15 protein-coding genes are annotated in these 22697 nt (G+C 46.7%); 10 read left to right on the forward strand and 5 right to left on the reverse strand.

The window, feature by feature from the left end:
* The first annotated feature begins 7 nt into the window (after positions 1–7).
* The 7 genes from ACRBG0_RS10015 to ACRBG0_RS10045 all read left to right on the forward strand — a co-directional run bounded on the left by ACRBG0_RS10015 (position 8) and on the right by ACRBG0_RS10045 (position 12651).
* Positions 8–2437, forward strand: coding sequence for a M1 family aminopeptidase (locus ACRBG0_RS10015; protein WP_431486758.1), 2430 nt, complete (start codon positions 8–10; stop codon positions 2435–2437).
* A gap of 156 nt (positions 2438–2593) precedes the next feature.
* Positions 2594–3289: a TIGR04282 family arsenosugar biosynthesis glycosyltransferase gene (locus tag ACRBG0_RS10020; RefSeq protein WP_431486759.1), complete on the forward strand. Its 696-nt coding sequence runs from the start codon at positions 2594–2596 to the stop codon at positions 3287–3289.
* 181 nt (positions 3290–3470) lie between these two features.
* Positions 3471–6686 carry a SusC/RagA family TonB-linked outer membrane protein gene (locus tag ACRBG0_RS10025; RefSeq protein WP_431486760.1) on the forward strand — a complete coding sequence of 1072 codons (3216 nt, stop codon included), beginning with the start codon at positions 3471–3473 and terminating at the stop codon, positions 6684–6686.
* 40 nt (positions 6687–6726) lie between these two features.
* Complete coding sequence (locus ACRBG0_RS10030) at positions 6727–8178, forward strand: SusD/RagB family nutrient-binding outer membrane lipoprotein (RefSeq protein WP_431486761.1); 1452 nt, start codon at positions 6727–6729, stop codon at positions 8176–8178.
* A gap of 145 nt (positions 8179–8323) precedes the next feature.
* Complete coding sequence (locus ACRBG0_RS10035) at positions 8324–9685, forward strand: sodium:solute symporter family transporter (RefSeq protein ID WP_431486762.1); 1362 nt, start codon at positions 8324–8326, stop codon at positions 9683–9685.
* The gene (locus ACRBG0_RS10040; RefSeq protein WP_431486763.1) at positions 9675–10493 is read left to right on the forward strand and encodes a metallophosphoesterase family protein; all 819 of its coding nucleotides are present in this window, start codon (positions 9675–9677) and stop codon (positions 10491–10493) included. Before ACRBG0_RS10035 ends, ACRBG0_RS10040 begins: the two co-directional genes overlap by 11 nt.
* A 541-nt stretch (positions 10494–11034) precedes the next feature.
* On the forward strand, positions 11035–12651 hold the full coding sequence (locus ACRBG0_RS10045; protein WP_431486764.1) for a hypothetical protein: 1617 nt from the start codon (positions 11035–11037) through the stop codon (positions 12649–12651).
* A gap of 83 nt (positions 12652–12734) precedes the next feature.
* On the opposite strand, the gene ACRBG0_RS10050 is transcribed toward ACRBG0_RS10045, so the two are convergent.
* Positions 12735–13838 carry a T9SS type A sorting domain-containing protein gene (locus ACRBG0_RS10050; protein ID WP_431486765.1) on the reverse strand — a complete coding sequence of 368 codons (1104 nt, stop codon included), beginning with the start codon at positions 13836–13838 and terminating at the stop codon, positions 12735–12737.
* A 196-nt stretch (positions 13839–14034) separates the two neighbouring features.
* Here ACRBG0_RS10050 and ACRBG0_RS10055 point away from each other — a divergent pair, with 196 nt between their 5' ends.
* On the forward strand, positions 14035–15435 hold the full coding sequence (locus tag ACRBG0_RS10055; RefSeq protein ID WP_431486766.1) for a hypothetical protein: 1401 nt from the start codon (positions 14035–14037) through the stop codon (positions 15433–15435).
* 416 nt (positions 15436–15851) lie between these two features.
* Here the strand turns inward: ACRBG0_RS10055 and ACRBG0_RS10060 are convergent, their stop codons facing one another.
* The 4 genes from ACRBG0_RS10060 to ACRBG0_RS10075 are packed head-to-tail and all read right to left on the reverse strand — an operon-like array spanning position 15852 to position 19921.
* Complete coding sequence (locus tag ACRBG0_RS10060) at positions 15852–16379, reverse strand: contractile injection system tape measure protein (protein ID WP_431486767.1); 528 nt, start codon at positions 16377–16379, stop codon at positions 15852–15854.
* Positions 16380–16401: 22 nt separating this feature from the next.
* Positions 16402–16701 carry a PAAR domain-containing protein gene (locus tag ACRBG0_RS10065; RefSeq protein ID WP_431486768.1) on the reverse strand — a complete coding sequence of 100 codons (300 nt, stop codon included), beginning with the start codon at positions 16699–16701 and terminating at the stop codon, positions 16402–16404.
* Between the two features lie 39 nt (positions 16702–16740).
* Complete coding sequence (locus tag ACRBG0_RS10070) at positions 16741–18375, reverse strand: phage baseplate assembly protein V (protein ID WP_431486769.1); 1635 nt, start codon at positions 18373–18375, stop codon at positions 16741–16743.
* Positions 18376–18388: 13 nt separating this feature from the next.
* Entirely contained in the window at positions 18389–19921 is a 1533-nt protein-coding gene (locus ACRBG0_RS10075) for a phage tail sheath family protein (protein ID WP_431486770.1), read from the reverse strand.
* 133 nt (positions 19922–20054) lie between these two features.
* Here ACRBG0_RS10075 and ACRBG0_RS10080 point away from each other — a divergent pair, with 133 nt between their 5' ends.
* Together ACRBG0_RS10080 and ACRBG0_RS10085 are read left to right on the forward strand one after the other, a co-directional pair.
* Positions 20055–22160, forward strand: a complete 2106-nt coding sequence (locus ACRBG0_RS10080) for a glycoside hydrolase family 9 protein (protein WP_431486771.1) — start codon at positions 20055–20057, stop codon at positions 22158–22160.
* A 42-nt stretch (positions 22161–22202) separates the two neighbouring features.
* Entirely contained in the window at positions 22203–22661 is a 459-nt protein-coding gene (locus ACRBG0_RS10085) for a GNAT family N-acetyltransferase (RefSeq protein ID WP_431486772.1), read from the forward strand.
* The last annotated feature ends 36 nt before the right edge of the window (positions 22662–22697 follow it).

The raw sequence follows: 22697 nt of genomic DNA on the forward strand, positions 1-22697 counted from the left end.
GCCAGCTATGCGATATTCCTTTGCCTTAATTCTCTTGCTCTCCTTTTGTTGCGCTCTCGTTTTATCGGCTCAGCCGGAAACAGAGGTACAAGGTTGCCATTTTACAAAAAAGCAATTCCCGCTCAGAACGCTCACTCCCGAAGACGAGCAACTACTGTTGGCCTCACAAGGCCGCAGTGATAGTATTGATCTCCTCAATTATACCATTGACCTGGAAGTAATTGATTTCAGCGGACGAAAAATTAAAGGTAGCTGTACCATTGATTTTGTACTTCTGGAAGAAAACACCGCAGAGATGGTGCTGGATTTATTACAACTCACTATTGACTCTATCCAAATAGATGGTGTTACTACAACTTATGATTACGATGGTGATTTGATTACCATTCCTTTTCCCGGCGGCTTCGATACTGAAGCAATGCACGCGGTGAGGGTTTATTATGGCGGTACACCTACGGTGGCTGACTCCAACTTTGGAGGCTTGGCTTTTTCAGGAGGTATTGCCTATAACTTGGGCATTGGCCTCGGAGAAAACCCTTACAACTTTGGACGCAGCTGGTTTCCGTGTTTCGACAACTTCGTTGAGCGAGCTACTTTTGACTTAAATATTATCTCTGCTAATGGCCGTCAAGCTTTTTGTAGTGGCCATTTTCAAGAGCAGGTTGAGTTAGAAGATGATCAAATTCGTCGTTCCTATCGGATAGACCAACCCATGACTACCTACTTGGTGGGCATTGCCGTTTCGGATTTCACTACCATCGAATCTTCTCATACTGGCCTTTATGGGGAATATCCTATCCAGCTAGTGGCCAACCCCGGTGACCTTGGAAACATGGATGATTCCTTTGAATACCTAGGCGATGCAATTGATGCTTTTGAAAGTTGGTACGGTCCTTACATCTGGGGACGGGTAGGGTTTGTACTCACGCCTGTTGGCGCAATGGAGCATGTACACAACATTGCGTTTCCACGTGCTACAGGCATTAGCGGACCGGTATTTGGTATGAACCGATTAATGGCCCACGAGTTGGCTCACCAATGGTGGGGCAACGTCACCACCCTAAGCTCCCCTGCGAATATGTGGATTAAAGAAGGTAATGCAGAATACGGTGCTCACTTATTCACCGAGTATGCCTTTGGTCATGACGCTTTCATTGATCAAGTGAAGGACAATCACCTTCTGGTACTTAAGACAGCCCATCTTGATGATGATGGATTTCAACCGCTTTCAGGCATTCCCTACGAACAGACCTACGGCACACACACCTATAATAAAGGTGCTTCGATGATTCATAATATGCGAACTTATTTGGGCGACAGCCTTTTCCGGGTTGCTCAAAGTGCCGTTTTACAAGATTTTGCTTTTTCAGCAGTTGATGCAGAACAATACCGCGATCATCTTAGCTTGGTCAGTGGCGTAGATATGACCTCCTTCTTCCAGGATTGGATTTTTAGTCCTGGGTTTTCCAATTTCGAGTTAGAAACACTAGATATTACAGGTTCAGGTGAAGAATATATTGTAGACCTGGGTGTGCAACAACGATTGCGTGGAGCCACTCAATTACATACCAATGTACCTTTATCGGTAACCTTTTTTGACGAAAATTGGCAAGAGCTCACCCAATACTTCATGGCTTCGGATGAGTTTAGCACTGCCAGCTTCACTATTCCTTTTGAGCCTTTGATGAGCGTCATCAACCATGATCACGGGCTGAATATGGGCAGATTTAATCGCACCTACCGTTTAACCGAAACAGGTAACCTGAATACGGCTGGAACAGAATTTTTCTCTTTGTCTGTTGACGCTATTACAGATTCAGCACTACTCAACATTGTTCACCATTGGACCGCACCCGATGAAGCAGCTGATCCGCAGCTAATCGTTATGTCTAATACCCACTACTGGTCGGTACAAGGGATTTTGCCAGATGATCTATCCATGCGAGCAATTATTCGCTACAATGGCGGCCCTAATGATCTCGATTATGACTTGGTGCAAGCCGGTAATGAAACCGTCCGCCTCATGTATCGCCCAACGCCGGATACAGAATGGGAAGAATACCCGTATACAGACCTCAGTCCCTTCGGCTCTGGAGGCTTGGCCCGGTTAGATCCATTCTTGCCTGGAGACTATGCTTTTGCTAACGTCTACGGCGATGTAGCAACCACTAATATAATGGAAGCTGCGGAAGTAACTTTGTCGCCAAACCCCAGCGATCAAATGGCTCGTATTCAGGTAGACTATCCAGATGCTCAGCAAGATTATCAGCTACAGCTTTTCAACATGAACGGACAGTTGTTGGAGCAGGCCAATTACCCAACTACCCCTCACTTGACAGTCGATTGGCCAACAGCAGGTTTGCCCAATGGCACGTATGTGCTCAACATCAGCAATGGAAAAGGATTTCGAGCTATAGAGCTGGTCGTACAGCGGTAGTATACCTATAAATTTTGTCCTAAATAAGACGATTGCAATCGGTAATTGTTGGTATCATTGCGTATTAGACTTGTTCTGCTGGGATCATATCGAGGTTAAATTGATGTATTATCGACTAACCTGCCCCAGCAGAACGAGCCTATTGATATAGCTCTAATGGGACAAAAGCAAACCGCAATATTACTTTTTAGTCGTAGCCCTCAAGAAGAGGCTGCTACTAAAAAATTCAACTTCCGGCGTAGTCAGGAAGTGGTTCGGCTTTTGTTGCGTCACAGTTTGCGGCAAGCTCGCAAAACACACCTTCCTCTTTTCACCTGTTACAGCCCTCAGCAGCGCGGCAGCAACTTTGGGGAGCGCCTCGCTAATGCCTTGGAGGATGTTTTCACCAAAGGCTATGACAATGTACTGGTCATTGGCAATGATAGTCCAGGACTAAGCAAAGGTTTGTTATTAAAAGCCAACAAGGCACTGCTTGACGGACAATTGGTCTTGGGGCCTGCACTTGATGGCGGCGTATACCTCATTGGAATCAACAGTGCCACTTATGACCGTCAGCGATTTCTGAACCTTCACTGGGAGACCCCAAACCTACAAGCCTCTTGGCAACATTACATCTCCCAAAAGAACATAACCGTTACCCGCCTTTGTGGATTAACGGACATCGATACAGTAATTGACCTTTGGAAGTTTCTTCGCCATTATCAAACAGGATTTATTGGCCGACAGCTGAGTGCTTGTTTACACAGAAGTACTTCTTTTATTGCCGAATTAAAGGCAAATACGATTCCTTTACTACAGTTAATTACCTTTCCACAATACCGTGGGCCTCCCGTTCTTGATCAAGAACAATGATTTCTATTCATTGATTTTTCTTCTTTTCCTTCCTAACTCCCCGGAGGCAGTACGCGCATTCGTCGTACTGCTGTTATATGGTGGCAGTTTGCCAGGAAGTTATTCTCTTTAATTGCACAATGGGGATTGCCTTACCAGGCAGTATTACTGCTATCCCTTCTATTGTATTCAATACTTTTATATGAAAACCTTTTACACACTAAGCCTGCTACTGTTTCTGGGTGTGGGATTACAGGCCCAAGGCTTGAACGTTTACGGAACAGTCACTGACCAGGAAACAGGCGAAACACTCACTGGAGTGAGCATACAGGAAAAAGGCGCCACCAGGGGTACGACAACCGATCTCGATGGCAATTATGCCTTAACGATCAGCAATTCCGATGCTGTGCTGATTTTCACTTATGTTGGTTATAAAACCAGCGAGGTAGTCACGAGCGGTGCAGGTGAATATTCTGTAAAACTTGCATCCAGTTCGACTTTGCTAAATGAAGTTGTAGTGACAGCCCTCGGCCTGGAACGTTCTTCGCGCGACCTCGGTTACGCGGTTCAACGCATTGACGGCACCGACATTTCTGATGTAAAATCGCCCAACTTTGTAGACAACCTGGCTGCGCAAGTGGCTGGAGTTACCGTCAGCCAGGGCGCTACCGGCGTAGGATCTACTTCTAAGGTTACGATTCGAGGTGAAGCTTCTTTTACCAATAACAATCCGCTCTTCGTGGTTGATGGTATTCCGATCAATAACAATTCGATTGTCAACTTCACGAATGATGCTGCGGCCGGATTTCAAGAAGTAGACTTTGGTAATGGTGCTATGGAAATCAATGCAGACGACGTAGCTTCTGTGTCGGTTCTCAAAGGGCCTAGTGCTGCGGCATTATATGGTACGCGCGCGGCCAATGGTGTCATCATTGTAACCACTAAAAACGGGACCGAAAGCACAGGTTTAGGGATTAGTTTCAACTCTACCACTTTCGTGGAAACGGCTTTTCAGCTACCGGAGTTTCAAAACAGTTACGGTCAGGGAAATTCTGGTCAATTTGCCTATGTTGATGGCCTGGGCGGTGGTATTAATGACAACATTAGCTACAGTTGGGGCCCAAGGCTCGACGCCGGCGTGTTAACCCCACAGTTTGACAGCCCCGTCACGACCCTTGATGGGCAAGTGGTACGCGGAGGAGATGTAGCCGTACATGGTGGCGCTCCAATTACGCCAACCTTACTTGCCTCCCAACCCGACAATTTGAAAAACTTCTACGAAACCGGCACGACCACCATCAACAACTTGGCCATCGGTGCGGGCAATGAACGTGGCAATTATCGGTTGTCTTTTACAGATATGCGTAGCAATTCGATTATCCCTGGTGTCAATCTGGATCGGCAAACGATCGCTGCTAAATTGGGTTTTCGCCCGACGGAGCGCTTGCGAATCAACTCTTCGATAAGCTATGTCAATTCAAGTAGCGACAACCGCCCTGCAAATGGCTACGGTTCTGAAAACATCAACTACTCCCTGGTCGCCTGGGGGCCGCGTTCGCTAAACATTGATAACCTGAGAGATTATTGGCAACCGGGTTTAGAGGGTATTCAACAATACAACTTTAATTACACCTTCTTTGACAATCCTTATTTTATCCTACAGGAAAACCGCAATTCTTTCCAGCGAGATCGCGTATTTGGCAACCTCTCTGCAGCCTATGATTTTGGAGAAAAATGGGAACTTATCTTCCGCACCGGCATGGATTATTCCAATGAAGACCGTCGCTTTTTGCGAAACTTCAGTTCTAACCGTTTCCGCAATGGTGCTTATGCCGAACACGATGTCTTTTACAGAGAGAACAACACCGACCTTTTGCTCAATTTCAGCGATCAGCTCAACGATTTTTCTATTGACATCTCTGCGGGAGCAAATCGCCTCGACCAAGTGGCTCAAACCTCGCAGTCACAAGCCCTAAGTTTAGCGCAGCCAGGCATTTTCAAGTTGACCAATGCTGCTTCTCCCATTGAAGTATTCGACTTCAGTTCTCGCAAGCGAATTAACAGTGTTTATGGGATTGCCAAGTTGGGCTATAAGAACTTCCTTTTTGTAGATATTACCGGGCGCAACGATTGGTCTAGCGCTTTAGCGACACCAAGTTCTACCGATAATACTTCGTTTTTCTATCCATCTGTTTCGAGCAGCTTGGTGCTTTCCAATTTAATTGAATTGCCCAAGGTGGTTTCGTTTGCCAAACTACGAGCAAGTTGGGCACAAGTAGGTAACGACACTGGCCCTTATCAAACAACGGGAGCCTTTGTAGCGCAGACGCCCTTCAATGCGCAACCTACGTTTAGTGCGCAGACACTTATTGCCAACGGTAGCTTATTGCCGGAAGAAACCAGCTCTGTAGAGCTCGGTGCAGATTTACGCTTCAAGGACGACCGCATTCGTCTGGATATCACATATTACGATGCTCGTACCAACAACCAGATCATCGCACTGCCCGTGCCTATTTCGTCCGGATTTAGCGAGCAGGTTGTGAATGGCGGCCAAGTGCGTTCCCGAGGCTTGGAAGTAATTTTGGGATTAACCCCCATTTACAAAGCAGATTTCCGCTGGGATGCTCAGGTCAACTTTAGTACCAACCGGGCAACGGTGGAAGAACTACCTTCTGGTATTGATCGCCTGACACTAGCCTATTCTCGGGTATATGACAACGTCAACCAAACCGTCTGGTTTCAGGTAGACGAAGGAGGCCGCATCGGCGACATGTACGGTACTGGCTACTTGCGCAATGAAAATGGAGATTTTATCATTGATGATAGCGGCCGTTATATTGTCGACAACAACCTACAACTTTTGGGCAATTACAACCCTGATTTTGTTCTTGGCTTCAGCAATCGTTTCACCTATAAAAACTGGAACCTTGGTTTGCTCTTAGATTGGCGCCAGGGAGGAGTGCTTGTTTCCCGCACCCAAGCGCTGGCGGGTGTAGCCGGACAATTACTGGAAACAGAAAATCGTCCTGATGAAGGAATCATCGCCGCTGGTGTGGTGAATACAGGTAGCGAGGAGAACCCTGTTTACAGCCCTAACACGAAGGCGGTGAGTGCAGAAAGTTACTACCGCCAGTTTTATGACCGCAACCATGAAGAGAACAATACTTACGATGCTTCTTATCTCAAAATCCGGGAATTCAGCTTGGGGTACACCTTCAAAAACAAGGGAGCTTTCCTGCGGGAAGGGCGCTCACTGAAGCTGTCACTGATTGGTCGAAACCTTTACGCATTCTCAGCTATTCCTCATTTTGATCCGGAGCAATTGGCAGTGCAAGGCTCGCAATTTGTGAGCGGCGTAGAAGACATGTCTTACGCTACCACCCGCAGTTGGGGCTTGAAAGTAGGCCTCAATTTTTAAAAAAGCTGCATCAATTATTCAAGATTTCAACATCCATAAGATGAAAAATATAAAATACCTCTTCCTTTTCGGTTTTCTGATCAGCGTGATGGCTTGTACGGAAGGTTTTGAGGAAATCAATACCAACCCTAACGCGCCTATCGAGGTGCAACCTAGTTTGTTGCTTCGCCAAGTGATCTATGATTACGGAGATGAAATGTCTTACGAAGGCTTTGTGGCTGGCAATTTGCTGGGGCAATACTTTACAGAAATTGACTTCAATTTATTTGATCGTCATAGTCTTACCGAGCCGCAAGTTGGGGGCAACCCCTGGCCAGTGCTCTACACCAATTTGCGCGACAACGAGCTGATTCTGGAGCAGGTTAAAGCCAACGCTGCCCTAGCTGTATATGAAGGCCCGGCATTGATCATGAAAGCTTATCTCACAATGGCACTCACCGATATTTTTGGTGACGTGCCTTACAGCGAAGCCCTAAAAGGAGCAGAAGGGGAAGTAAGCCCTGTTTATGATGCGCAAGAAGCTATCTACACTGCTCCGGCAGGTATTCTGGCTAACCTGGAGGCAGGTATAGCTGCGTTGGAGAACTATCAAGGAAGCATTCCTCTAGCAGGCGACATTCTCTTTGATGGCGACCTTTCGGGCTGGGTGCGTTTTGCTAATTCATTACAGATCAAAGCCCTGATGCGCATTGCCGACCGGCAGGATGTCGGAGCTGATTTGCAAGCGCTTTACGATGCAGGAAACTACCTTAGTACTAACGAGCAAAATGCGACTTTTGATTTCACCGACGGGCAGCCTAACAACTTCCGGATGGCCAATTTACGGGCAGGAGATTTCAATCTTTTCATCATGTCTGAAACCATCCAGGAAATATTGACGGAGCTGGAAGACCCTCGCCAAGCGGTGTGGTTTCGCCCTATCGGCAACGATCCCGGACAGACCCAATACCAAGGACTTCTCAACGGCCCCGACGCCTCCCAAACGTCGATTTCGGTTGCTGACTACTCGCTTACAGGCACCATCTTCCGGGAAAACACCGGTAACCTCGATGCCAATTTCCTGACCGCCTGGGAGACTCACTTTTTCCTTGCGGAAGCTGCCGAACGCGGCTTGATCAATGCTGATGCTCAAGCCTTGTATGAACTAGGTGTAACACAAGCTTTCGCCTACTGGCAAACGTCGCTACCAGCTGATTACCTCAGTGCAGGGGCAGCTGCTTATGGAAATAATGGTGCCAACAAGATCGAGCAAATTATCACCCAAAAATGGCTGGCGAACATCATCAACGGCTATGAAGGCTGGATCGAATACCGACGCACAGGCTTTCCTGCATTGAAGACCATTGCAGCGAGTTTGAACAACGACCTGATCCCCGTACGGATGCCCTACCCCACGGAGGAAGCAGCCCTGAATACTGCAAATTTCACCGCCGCTGCAGCTGCTACGAACGACAATAGCATCAACAGCCGGGTGTGGTGGGATAAGGAGTAAAGTGCGTGCGGGGTGCGCGTGCGTGCGAGGTGCGGGGTGCGGGGTGCGGGGTGCGAATGTATGATCGCATTGGTACGGTTGGATGCGACGCACACCGCACTACGCACCACCGCACCATAAAAACTATATCACAAAATTTTAAACCATGGAACCCATCCACTGGCAGTGGCTTTTGATTACCGGTTTTGGCCTGGCCTTTTTGTTTGCCGCTCCGCTCTCACGGACGGTGGCCAGTTTTTTTAGTGCAGCGGCTGGTGATGGTCAGCAACCTGGTGTTTTCCTGCTCACCAGCAGCTTGGTGATTTCCTGGATTTTTGCCAAATCGATTACCAATGCCGCCAACCTTGGACTGTCTTTTGGCATCGTCGGAGGAGTGGCTTATGCGGCCTATTATCTGTCCTTTATCGTGGCGGGGGTAATCATTTATCAACTCCGCGTAAAGGGCGGTTTTGGTAGTATCCACGATTTTTTGGCCAGCCGATTCGGGCATGCTGCCGTCATTGTTTTTTCGTTGTTGGTGGGGTTTCGTTTGTACAACGAGGTCTGGTCCAACACGATGGTGATTGGCAGCTACTTTGGAGAGGCTGGTAGTACCAATTATTATTGGTCAATTCTGGTATTCACCGCGCTCACCCTAGCTTACACCTTGAAGGGAGGGCTCCGCAGTTCACTCCTTACTGATGCTATTCAGATGGTATTATTTGGCGTGTTGCTGTTCATCGTACTGGGGCTTATTTTACCCAATACAGAAGGAGGCGTAACCACCTATCTGCAATCGGGCGAATGGCACCTTGCCGGTGGTGTAAACTTACTTTTGGTGGCCTTCATCCAGGTTTTCAGCTATCCGTTCCACGATTCTGTGATGACGGACCGGGGCTTTATCAGTGATCCTGCTACGACCCGCAAGAGCTTCTTCCTGGCGGCTGTTATTGGCTTTCTCTGCATCCTGTTGTTTAGTTTCGTAGGTATTTACGCGCAAACCAAGGGCCTCAATGGTCAAGCCGCTGTAGAGGTGAGTAAAATTATGGGTGTAGGTGCAATGCTAGTGATGAATTTTATCATGATCACCTCAGCGGCTTCGACCCTGGATTCGGCTTTTGCTTCTGCGTCTAAGCTGTTTGTGATAGATTTGGGTAAACCCGAAAACCAGACCGTTAGCCGCGGGCGTTGGGTGATGGTACTTTTTGCGGTGGCAGGTACGCTGCCTATCTTTTTCAACCCAGAAATATTGTCAGCTACAACCGTGAGTGGAACAATGGTGCTGGGGCTGGCCCCAGTGTTTATATTCTGGAAACTACGGGCGGGACCATGGTCATTCCATCTAGCTGTCGGGGCTGGTATCCTAGCGGGACTGATACTTGCTTTTGGTCTGTTTCCTACCGAATGGGTATGGTTTCCTGGAAAATATGGCGACTTGTTGACGGTAAACATACTTGGTACGCTGGCTTGCCTTATCTTGTTCTTCGTTCCGGTTTTTATCTTTAAAAATAGCGATAGTGCAGATTAACAACATAGGTATTTTACATGGCAAGGTGCTTGTTTTTGGAGGCGTGTATAGCAATTTACAAGCCTTGGATAAAATGATGGTGATTGCCAATGATCTTGGTATTGCCCCTGGAAATATTATTTGCACAGGTGATGTTGTTGGCTACTGTGCGGAACCGGAAGCCGTTGTTCAAAAAATAAAAGCGTGGGGCATACACTGTATTGCGGGCAACGTAGAGCTCCAATTACGCGATGGCGAAGAAGATTGTGGCTGTGACTTTAATGAGGACAGTCGCTGTGATATATTCTCTCGACAGTGGTATCCGTTTGCACAATCGGTCTTGAGTACTGATGCTATTCAGTGGATGCACCAGTTGCCTCATCATTTAGAATTTCAATACGCGGGACTAAAGGGCCGGGTAGTACATGGTTCTACAACAGAAGTTTCTGGCTATGTTTTTGCCTCTACCCTTTGGACAGAGAAAGCTAAACACTTAAATCTAGCGGATGCCGATTTTATTCTTGGTGGTCACTGTGGCTTGCCATTTAGTGAAAAAAATGAAGATAAATATTGGTTGAACCCCGGCGTCATCGGAATGCCTGCCAATGATGGTACTACCCGCGTATGGTATATGCTATTGGACGACACCAATGGTTTTGATTTTGAACACCACAGCTTTGAATACGACCATGCAACCGCTGCCGAGCGGATGCGAGCGCATAAATTGCCTGCTGCTTATGCACTCACCTTAGAAACAGGACTTTGGGATAATTGCGAGATTCTTCCGGATGAGGAAACGGCGGCCCAGGGGAAGAGAATTTCCTTTTAATTGGGCTTTGGTCATTTTTGTAAATGCATGAATGTATTTATACAAATGGCGGAACTCTGAGCGCACGGAGGTGCAACCTCCTCCGAACAGGGTATAAACGCTGTCAAAATTCTAAGTAAGAGACTGATCCTTCCTCAATTCTCCAAATTGGTCCCGCCTGCGCGGGACACATGGGCGGACTGTGGCCCGTGAGTAAGTACAATACAGTGCGCAAGGCGGAGCCTGAAGCTCGGGGCGCGGAGCGACCTAGGACAAAGGATAAAAAGAAGCGATAGCGACTGGATAGCCTGGTGCCGCAGGGGTGTTTGCGCAGCAACGCCACTGCCGGCATGGCCCCAAAACCTTAACAGCTGCGAAATATTGCCTTTTACGTACAACTCACATCTCTTTAAAAACCAACAACTTACACCTGCAAATACGGCTAAACAGGTTCTTTACCTAAGCTTCGCTCGCTCGAAGACCGTGGGAAATTGAACGCGCAAACAAAAGGACATGCGGGTAATATTGTAGTGATTGTTTTTTAAACTTAAACACCACTACGATGAAAAACTTAAAAATGTTTTGGCTCATATTAAGCCTTACCGTACTGATGCTTCCAAGCCTGGAAAGCAAATCCACTGATTTAGCGAGCAGCTTCATTTACCTAAAAAAAGATCCTTGTGAGGAGCAAAAAAAGGTCGTTGATGACCTTATCAAGAAGATCAATGAGCAAAATACGGTGGCCGCAGGTGAAGAGAAAAGCCCGTTGGAGAAAATGGAGGAGGATATTGAAAAGCGGCAAAGCTGGCTGGATGAATATCGCTGTAGCAATAAGCATAGCCCGGATGTAAAGGACGAACGCCGTGGCAAGGAAAATCGCCTGGATAAGTTGCGAGAGGAATATGCAGAGATGCTGGCCCTCACCGAAAAACTACAGGAAGAAATTGAAAAATTCAAGAAAACGTGCAGGAGAGCCTTGGAGAATGACGAATCGAATGAAAGCCTTGACCTAAAAGAGTACGAACTCTTTCATAAGAAACAAGATGAGGCTTATCAAAAAAAGCAAGAAGACCTTGTAAAGGCTGCTGTAGACGAAGAGTTTGTTCGGGTTCTGGAAGAGGGCCAACATAAACACGCAAAGGAAGATTGCCCCAAGTACTACCTCCGTTTATTAAAAGAACTTGAACGTAGAGTTGGCGAATCCGAAGAGGATTACCTGCAACGATTAATTGATTTACAGCGCCGCTATCCTTGGAAGGTCCTTCCGAAAGAAAAGTCCGAGGAAGATAAAGAGGAGCGTGAACGCCGTATTAAGGAAAAGTGGAGCAAAGCGTTTTGGAAAAAAGTTAAGAAAGCCATCAAGGCCAAAATAAAGGAACTTGAAGACAATGCTCACATAGCACCAGAGCCACCACAAGAAGAAGAGGAGGAGGAAGGAGAACAAAACCCCGATGACGAAAACGCGCTGCCCTGGGAGGATCGGAAGGAGGAGCACCGCACGATTGATTACCGAGGCACTTTCTTTGGAGGCTGGCTGGTTAATCCAGGTGCCACTACTTTTGAAACAGATCAGATGGAAGGATTGCTGAAAAACATCTATGAGCAGCCTGGCATTTATGAGCAGCTTGCTGAAAGCTTGGGAGGAGAGTTTTGGTTGGGCACCTATTCTACTGCTCCCGTTTTCACGGAAACGACCACTCGGCCTGCCAAGCAAGGAGGGATCACGCTGACGAATGAGTTTTGGGCGCATTGCGAAATGGGTATTCAATTCGCTTACAGCAATACGATGACCGAGGCGCACTTTCCTGTAACGATCCTGGATTTTGGGAGCACCGACCCTAGTCCGGTAACTATTCAGGGCGACTATACGCTCCAACAAAAGTCGATCGGCTTGCGTACCGGAGGCAACTACCGGTTCGGCAATGGAGCATGGCAGCCACTGCTGGGGGCTTGGGCAGGAATAGCGCAACAACATGAAACCGTAACGGCCACAATTGCCGATGTAAACTGGCAGCTTGGAGAGGATACCAGGACGGCATTTTCTTACGCACTGGAAGCAGCCTTGCGCTGGCAGTCGCCCGGTAAATTATTCCTCAACCTGCAAGGGCAATGGGGCCAAACAGGTGGCAATAGTAGCTATGGTGTTGCTGTGGGGGTGGGTCTGAATTTTGGGCGATAAAAGCCTTCGGTTTTATACTTAGTCGAGGCGGCACTTCTTACGAAGTGTCGCCTCGATTTTCTTTTTCGGTAGATAAAAAACCTTTACTCGACTTGTTTAACAACCTTCAATGTCTCATAATTCCCCAACGCTTGTGTCCGCAAGAAGTAAATACCTGCGGGAAAGGCGTCCATATTTATCTGTTGGCAATTTTGGCCTACTTGTTCAAAAACATGTAGTAATCGGCCTTGACTATCAAACATTTCTAGCGTTTGGACTTGGCTGTTGAGGCCACAAATTTGTACATTTTTTTGACAAGGGTTGGGAAACGCTTCTAGTGTGCTTGAAGTAGGCATCTGCGTTTGGGTTTCCACAACCAAGAGGGTGTCGGTTTCCACTTGTACGTCGATTACTTGTTCGAATAGGTTGATCAGTAGTGCGTCATCAATATCAATACCGGGGCTCCCCTCTAGCAGGATCATGTCTTCGATGACGATGATGAACTTGCCTACTGGCCTGCTCATTGCCAGGGCACCTTGCCCACGGCCTGCGGCGGCAAACTCTAGCTGCCCGGAGATTGGGGAACGCCCAAAATCGACATTATTTGTGCCCGCTCCAATGAACATCAAGTCTTCAGAATCTTCTGCCGCCAGGAAGCGGGTACTTGCTTCATTGATCATTGTAGGATCGAAGGATATCCGACAAGCTATAGCTGTAGGGGGATTCGTGGGTGGGAAAACGGTAGGGTCTGGGATATTGAGAAAAATTGTGACTTCTACGGTATCTCCTGCTGCCGCTTCGGTGCGATTGAAGCTTAGTTCCAAAGTGGGGCGGTGCTCTACGGGAAAGGTATCCGTAAGCAGATACGGCTGTGGTGAAGGTAACGACAATACCTGAATGCTATCGTAATTTAAGGCAATAGCGTCTAGATCAAGCGAATCAATAATTCCATTACCATCGGCATCGACGGAGGCCAGATTGACGCCACTAACCGGCAAATTGAGGCCCCAAGGTTCTGATTCCTGTGGCTGCCAGTTTAGTGTGGCTTCAAACCGCATCGGGCCTGTTTGTCCGTAAGCGACTGCCAGCGGCAAGAGGTCGAGAAAGTTGGCGGTGCCGTCGTTATTAAGATCACCTGGGAAGATAACCTGAGCGGGCAGCAAGGTACTGCTAAGGATAATCAGGCAAAATAGGAGATTAAATTGCATTTTTGTAGGGTTGATTAACAATAGACTTGTTCAGCCGGAGCCTCAAATGGCTGACAGCGGCAAATTTTATCTTGTACTTTGTTAAAAAGCCTCGCCAATGCTCATGCATCGTCTGCGTTTTTTGCCTCGTTCAAAATAAAATTTACTGCGCTTTCGCCCATTCAGGCCCGGCTAAACAAGTCTAAATCGGCCCATTATGGAGCAAAGCAAGCTGGTGGCGTTATTTCGCGTGCTCACCAAGGCACAATTGCAGCGTTTCTCGGAACGCTTGCCGGGAATGTTGGTTAATAAAAATACCGAAATTCTAGCACTATTCCTATATCTAACCCCTCTTGCCCCCCGGTTTAAAGGAGATCAACTAAAAAAAGAAGTCGTTGCTAAATCTCTGGGAATCAGTATAAAAAATCTTGCTTACCGCAGTAGTGATCTTCTGCGAGAGTTGGAGCAGTGTATTGTTATCGATCAAGTGCTCCATGATACTCCACGGCGAGAGCTTCTTTTGCTACAGTATTATCAGCAAGAAAAACTCGACAAACACTACCTAGCCACCGCACGACGGATAAAAAAACACCTGGATAATGCCCCCTATCAAGATGCTGATTACTGGCAATACCTGAGCGAACTAAAGGAAAGCGAATTTCGGACAATCACGAACTACGAGCGAATTCATTATCCGGAATTACAGGCTGCTGCCGATGCGCTGGACCATGCTTATCTCGCCAGAAAACTACCCTACCTACTGGAGATGACTAGCGCCGGACTGGTACTCGATATTCCCTATGAACGGCGACTTGCAGAAGATGTAAAAACCTGGTCGGAGCAGCTTCCCTATCAACGAGCGGTGATCATTAAGCTTTATTCAGCGGTATTAAAAATGGTAGAATTTGCTACCGAAGAGGCGTATTTTCGCGAAGCACGCGCTTTGCTCAAAGCGCATGAAGCGGCCACTCCACCCTCGCTATTGAAAAACTTCTACACGTATTTACTCAACCACTGCACCCAACAGATAAGGCTACACAATGATCCTTTGTATTATGAATTTTATCTCGATCTGAATACGCACCTCATTGAAAAGGGGATGTTGTTAGAGCATGGATTCTTGCCCCCCTGGCGCTATAGCAACCTCATCACGGTAGGTTTAAGAACAGGTCGCATCACGTGGGCTTCTGATTTTCTTGAAAAATACCGAGCCTACCTACCTACGGCGGCACAAGAAAACATTTATCACTACAACCTGGCTCACACCAAGTATTATGAAGGAGATTATGAATCCGCTCAGCTATTACTTAACCAGCTGGAATTAAGCGACCTTTTACTGGCAATTGCCGCTAAAAACTTGTTGGTGAAAATATATTGGGAGAGTGAGGAGATTGAACAACTCCTCCATTTTCTGGAAGCTTATCGCGTTTATATTTACCGGCAATCACTGGCAAAACCGAGTCTAAAAGCGCAGGTAAAAGCATTTATTACTGTAGTGCGCCAAATGGCTAAGATTCCTGATTTTGAACAAGAAAGAAAAAAGGAACTTGCTAAAAACCTCCCTCCGGTCACGGATATTTTGGAGCGAGATTGGTTGGAGAAACAGTTACTAAATTAAACAGGATAGCTCACAGATCGAACGGATTACCTTCGGTGATCGTCGCAAACTCCCAGGAGTTAAACGGATCAACACTGTTTTTTTTTATTGAATAATCCGTAAAATCCAGTTTAATCCGTGTTCTACTAGGCCATATTAATCGCTGAGAAATTTTGGCTTATTTACCTTATTCGAACACCACTCAGGCAACCATTTTTTTTTAAACTACCGTACAGGTTAAGTTTCTTGGCAGGCAACTCCTGCTCGAAGCTGCCTGGGGCATACTGGGAGCCGAATACTACCTTGGTAAAAACTGGCATATTTTGCTTGATGCAAATGCACAGTGGTCCTTTAGCAAAGCGAATAACATTATCGAAAAGCGGGAATTTCTGAAGATGCGGCTTGGGTTTGGGTTTGCGTTTTGAGAAGAGGCTACTTTACCCCATACTTGTCTTCCAATCCACCTCTACACGCTTCTTCATACAAGGCAAATTGACAATAGAGATCGTCCATGGCAGGAAGTTCAACAACATATCGTAAGCCTTGCTATCTACCGTAAGGGCCCAGTGTTCTCCTTTTTCCTCCAAACGCCCATCGCGGATAAGAAAAGAACCACGTAGATTCTCGGGCGTAGAATCCTTCATCTTATCCCAATTCTGCAGCACCCCATTTAAGAGTGAATCAACAATACTAGCTTCTGATTCCGTGATTTCAACAAAGGAAGGTACCGGGTGATCCAGGGGTAACCCACAAAGAATTTTATTAAAAACCAGAAGGTGCTCGGGCGTTTCTTGCTGGCCAGTGGCCAAGTACTGTAATAGGTGTACTGCCCGCTCTGCGTCGCCCTCCGTCCTGAAAAAGTTGCCCTCCATCATCTCCAGCATCTCGAAGAAACGCGGAAGATAGGGTGCCAAAATTACCAGGCCGGCATTATTAATGTATAAGGCATCTTTAATTTCGTCCATGACAAGTTGTGCTGTTTCGTTATTAACCCCCAATCATTACCGTTGGGTCACCTATTACAATATTTCCTCCGTGAGCCGTCATATCCCCCATCCGCGCGGCAGGTTTACCGCCAATCATTACTGTTGCGGAACCTCTGACAATACTGTCTGGCGGGCCCACACAAGTACACATATCACCTAATACGGCAGCGGGTATGCCGCTGATCAATACCGTTGGGCTACCAGGCCCCACAATCGGGCCGCCTACGTGTGGAATTGGAGGTACTCCCGGCGTTTGCATTGGGCAAACGTGCATATCTGTTAATCTTGCTGCAGGTGGCATAAGTTTTTAGTTTTAGTTCTACAGAAAACAATTTGATGCTTAATTAATCATGACCATACTTCCTTTGACAGTAGTTACTCCACCGGACTTCACCTCTGCCTGTGCTCCTCCTTCGGCAGAAAAGCTAGCTTGGGCTTTAAGCTGTACTTGTACTCCTTCTCCTGTTAAATTGCCCGCTGAAGCCTTCGCAGCAATACTTTGGCTTGCTTTCAGGTTGATATTACCCGTCGCTTCCAGGTTGATATCTTTGCCACTTTTGATTTTGATTCCATCACTGTCCATAGTGATTTGATTGCCGTGCTGATCGCTGATGGCGATGCTACTTTCATCATCGGACAACACGATGGTATTGCTAGCTGGCGTAGCTAACGTCAACTGCTTATTGTCATCATCAAATTCCAGTTTCAGGCCACTTCGGGTAAGGATGCCCTTTAGATGATTATCATCTTCTATGGAGAATGGCGGAGCCTTTTCCGAACTATAAAGCGCGCCCAGAATAACGGGTTGGCCCAGGTCATTTTCCTCAAACCCCAGAATAACTTCGTCCCCTATTTCCGGTAAAAAGAAAGCACCTTTCCCTGTGCTAGCGTAAAAATTAGCCAAGCGTGACCAGACTCCGCTACCTGTAGTATCCAGTGCTGGAATCTCTACTAAAATACGGTAAGCACCAAGGGGGTCTCCTTCAAGAGACAAAACCTTTCCGGGAAGTACTCCGGGAAGTTGAGAGGAGGCCTTTGCGGCAGCCGCTGTTTCTAGCCCAACGTTAACAGTTGTTTCCCAGCGGCCTTCTTCTACCAGATGATGAAAGCCAGTAATCAATTGTTTGCCGTTGTATTGCTCTCCAAATTCAGCTAGCTCAATGGTGCTGTTCAAGCGTGGTGAGGCATTACCGATAAAGGTGAGCTCTCCTGAAGCTGTAACCGCCGTAGTAGCGCCTTTTATGCTGCTAGGTTTTTGTTTTATTTTTTTAGCACCTTTCCCTCCTTTTCTCAGTATATTCCTTGCACCAATCCGTAGGTTTGGAAATTCGTTTACTTTAGTATTCAGTTTAAACGCCTGCACATCTTTGCCTTGGGTAAGCAATAGGTCGGCCTCACTATTGATAGCATTTGCTTTTACTAAAATCTTCCCATTTTCGGCGTAAGCCAGTAAGTTATTGGCCTTAGCTCGAGCTTGAATAAAACTCCAGTCTGTCATTTGAAATTGACTCAGTCGTTGATGCTTGACCTTGGTATCATCTACTTCCGTAAGTAGCCCGCTTTCTTTGGCTAAGGTGTTAATAATTTCCGTGTCGGTAAGATCACTAAAAAGCCGAGTATCCTGCACCTGGTCCAGCACAAGGGCTTTATCGTAGCACTGAACAACAAGAGTCAACCATTGCAACTCGGTACTTTCGGTCGACTGATTGGTAATAATTCCTGAAAAGACCAATTGATTATCATGCTGATACCCTAGTTTGATATCAATACTCTTTCCAGGTGAAAGCTTCTCCATGGCAGCCTTCAAAGCACTGCCAAAGGGAACATTAAAAGCAACGGCCGCCGAAGGCATTTCACCAATATTACTAGTGATTTCTATTTTATTAACAGCCAACGTATCATCCAATGCGGTGCCTTCGATGAGTACACTTAACGAGACAAGATCTTGGGATTCAATGAGCGGGGATTTAGCCATAGTGGGTCTTGTTTTATTGTGTTTGCATTTTCTGCTGAAGGTTGATGATGATAAACTCGGCAGGCCTTACAACCGCTACACCTATGCTTATCCTAAGCCATCCATTTAGGATATCCTCCGGAGTCATAGTGGAATTTAAGCCAACCTTCACAAAGAAAGCATCTTCCGGTGTAGCTCCCGCCAAGGCACCTTGCGCCCAAATATTTGTGAGAAAGTTAGTGATCATCGCTTTCAGGTTGATCCAAACCGGCTCATCATTGGGTTCAAAAACAAAAGCCGCAGCAGCGTATTTTATGGATTGCTCAATGAAGATAGCCGTACGCCGTACGCTGATATAGCGCCAATCCATACTGTTACCATCCAGTGTGCGCGCTCCCCATACGAGTACTCCCTTGCCAGGAAAAGTCCGAATCGCATTCACTGCTTTTCCATCGAGTGGAATATTGAGATTTTCCTGCTCTTGGTTGGTGATATTTACTGTAGGTTTTACGACGGAGCTAATAGAACCGTTTGCGGGGGCTTTCCATACACCTCTGGTATTATCAACCATCGTATAAACACCAGCCATTCCACCACTGGGAGGAAGCAGATTCAGATGCTCTCGTATACTTTGCAGGATCCTTTTATAAATCGACTGAACAGCCAGTAACCCTTGGTGAATTTCTTTTTTAGAAATCAGTTTATTGCCGTCTGCTTTACTCCTATTTGCTAAAGAAATAGCCTTCGTTGGCCGAAGTTGTTCAATGATTCCATTGACCTGGTCTGCTCGCTTTTGCTTTAGCAGGCCAGCCTTGACTTGTAGCTCAATATCTTCTTTGAGTATCTCAATCAGGGCAACCAACGATCCATTGTCAATGTTCATAAAATCAACTTCATTGGCAGCTACAATGGTCGTCTCTACCCAAGGGTAATAGGCCGCGCCCCATTGCAGGTGATTGCTACCAATTCCCGCCCGAAAGTTCGTAATGACATCGTCGCCGGGGCGATTCTCTTTGAAGCCTTCAAAGATATCCAGAATGGCTACCCGGCTGCGGAGCAAACCACAATGCGCCAACATGGTTTTCTGTACGGCGTAGCATTCCTGTTTTTCCAAAAGCACCGCATCAGGCACAACCAGCATTGTCGGCTTCTCTTCTTGTTCAAGGGTTTCTATCCCCTTCTCTAGGTCGTTTTGGGTCACAGGGTTACTATAATCGCCTACGGAAACAATATAGCAATTTGCTCCGCCATTGGCGAAGAACAACTTCATACTATAAAAAAGCAGGTAGCGATTGCTTTTGAGCTGTATTTCATAGACGCTATTCGGATCCTGCTGTCGAATATTCTTTATGGAATAGGTCGTCTTAGGAGCATTACCAAAGTAATTTATAAATTCTTCCAAAGAAGTTATTTCGGTAGGCTTAAGCGCTACATCTTTTTTGTTGTAGACCGCCTTTTCGGTGTACCCCACAAAAGCAGGAACAGTCGTAGAAACGGGCACCGCCGAATTTGGGAAAGCACTTTGCTCCTGGATGTAGACACCGGGCGTTTTATAAACTTTGGCCATAGTAGGATTTTAGTGTTCTATGTAGGCAAAATAGGTTTTTTAGCTGGACTTCCGGCAAAAGTCCAACTAAAATCAAGCTTACTGTTCTGTTACAAGTTGGTAACTTAGCCGCTGTTTAAAAAATGTTCCTACCATGCCTCGCATCCTATTACTTAGCTGCTTACTCGTAAGTGCCATTTTTCTTCCTGCCCAAACCAGCACATTTATCCATATCGATCAATTCGGTTATTGGCCTGATGCAGAAAAAGTGGCCGTATTGAGTGACCCACAAGTAGGGTTTAACGCTGCCGATACCTACACCCCAGCCAATATTCTGGAAATCCGAGACGCTCTGAGCGATGAAATCGTAATGACGGCAAGCCCAACCAGCTATGACAACGGCGAATTGGACGTCATCTCCGGTGACCGGGGCTGGTGGGTAGACTTTTCCGACCTCACCATCGAAGGCAGCTACTACCTCTACGATGCGACCAACGACGAACGATCAGCCACATTTGAAGTTATCGAAAACCCTTACCGGGAAGTATTGCACGCTGCTGGGCGAATGTTTTACTACAACCGTTGCAATGCGCCTAAATCAGCACCTTCCGCAGAACCTGATTGGACGGATGGCATAAATTTCATGAACCCATTACAGGATGCCAATTGTCGTTACATCTATGATGCGGGAAATGCTTCGCTGGAAAAAGAACTGTCAGGAGGCTGGTTCGATGCTGGCGACTACAACAAGTATGTCACCTTTGCAGAAGGGGCAATTCATGATTTATTGACCGCCTTTCAGGAAAACCCTCAAGCCTTTGGCGATGATTGGAACATCCCCGAGAGCGGCAATAATCGCCCCGACATCCTGGATGAGACCAAATGGGAGCTGGATTGGTTGCAAAAAATGGTCAATACAGACGGTAGCACCCACATCAAAATGGGCAGTTCAAATTATAGTGACAACACCAGCTCTCCCCCCAGTGCCAATACAGATCAACGATTTTATGGCCCTACTTGCACCGCCGCTTCAGCAGCCGTAGCCAGTATGTTTTCGCACGCGGCGCTCGTATTTAGTGACATTGATGAGGCTTATACCAACCAACTACAAAGTCAGGCCATACAAGCATTCAACTATGTTCTCCCTCACTTTAATGCCGGAACTTTGGAGACCAACTGTGACGATGGTAGCATTGTTGCTGGCGACGCTGACAACAATGCCGATGGGCAATTGAGGTCGCTACTTACCGCAGCAGTATATCTTTATGCATTAACTGACGATAATACCTATCAGCAATTCTTTCAAGACCATTACCAAACGATCGCCCCTCTTTCGAATGGCTATTGGGGAGGAGATGTTTTATTTCAACAAGATGCTTATTTATACTACCTAAGCCTAAGCAATGCCGATGCTGTTATCCAGCAAAATATTCGCGGTTCCGTAGAGAATGCAGTAAACAATAACTGGAATGGCTTTTTCGGTTGGCAAGAAAACGACCTATATCGGAGTTTCATGCCTTCCTGGTCGTATTACTGGGGAAGCAATCGTCCAAAGTCCTATTACGCTGCGCTTAACCTCAGTCTGGCAGCACAAAATTTAGACGGCGACACACCAAGCATGATCAGAAAAGGAACCGAGCATCTTCATTATTTTCATGGCCTGAACCCATTGGGCATGGTGATGCTTTCAAACATGTATGACCTGGGAGCGGATCATTGTGTCAATGAAATCTACCACACTTGGTTTTACGACCAAACCGAATACGACAATGCACTTACCTCTGCCAAAGGCCCTGCGCCTGGGTACGTCACTGGTGGGCCGAACCCCGGTTTTTCAGTAACGACCTTATCCCCTCCCGCTAACCAACCTGCCCTAAAAAGTTACCTGGAGTTTAACGATGGTTATCCGCTAAACTCCTGGGAAATCACCGAGCCTTCTATTTCTTACCAGGCTGCTTACATACGCTTATTAGCCCATTTCGTAGATGCTCAGGGGCCGACAAGTAGCACCCGAAATCCTACATCTACACCTCTAGCCGTCGAAGTATTTCCTAACCCTGCTCAAAACAGCATCAGCATTGATTTACCAGAGGGAACTTACAGTCTGCGTATTTTAGATGCCTCAGGAAAGCTCGTAAGCCAAATGGCTTATACTCCGGGAACCTTACTTGACATAAAGAAACTACCACAAGGAAACTATATCCTCAGCTTGCAACATGGTTCAAGTAAGCAATACTATCGAGCCAAGTTGGTGAAATAATACCACTAGAACTGAAAGATAGCCATCAGACAACTTACAAACATGAAGATTAACTACCTATGCCTTTCTTATGATGACCTGAGTAAAGACCAACTGTATGCACTACTCGCATTACGTCAAGAGGTTTTTGTTGTAGAACAACATTGCCCTTATCTCGACGCAGATGGCAATGACCAGCAAGCCTACCATTTATTAGGCCTTACGGAAAACGGTGCTTTAGCCACCTACGTCCGTTTGCTTCCTGTGGGAAGTAGCTACAAAAATTACGCCGCTATTGGCCGAGTGATTACCGCACCCTTTGCCCGTGGCAAAAAGCTGGGTCGTCCCCTTATGACAACCGCTATTGAGCGAACCAAAGCTATTTGGGGAGAGGTCCCCATCAAGTTATCCGCACAAGCTCACTTGCAGGGCTATTATGGTTCTGTAGGGTTCAGCCCCGTAGGCGAAATCTACCTGGAAGATGGAATTCCTCATGTGGGGATGGTTTATGGGGGGAGATAACTTGATAAAGATTCCCCTATACTTGAATGGAAACTA

Origin of the sequence: Lewinella sp., assembly GCF_050633125.1 — a bacterium.
GTDB lineage: Bacteria > Bacteroidota > Bacteroidia > Chitinophagales > Saprospiraceae > Lewinella.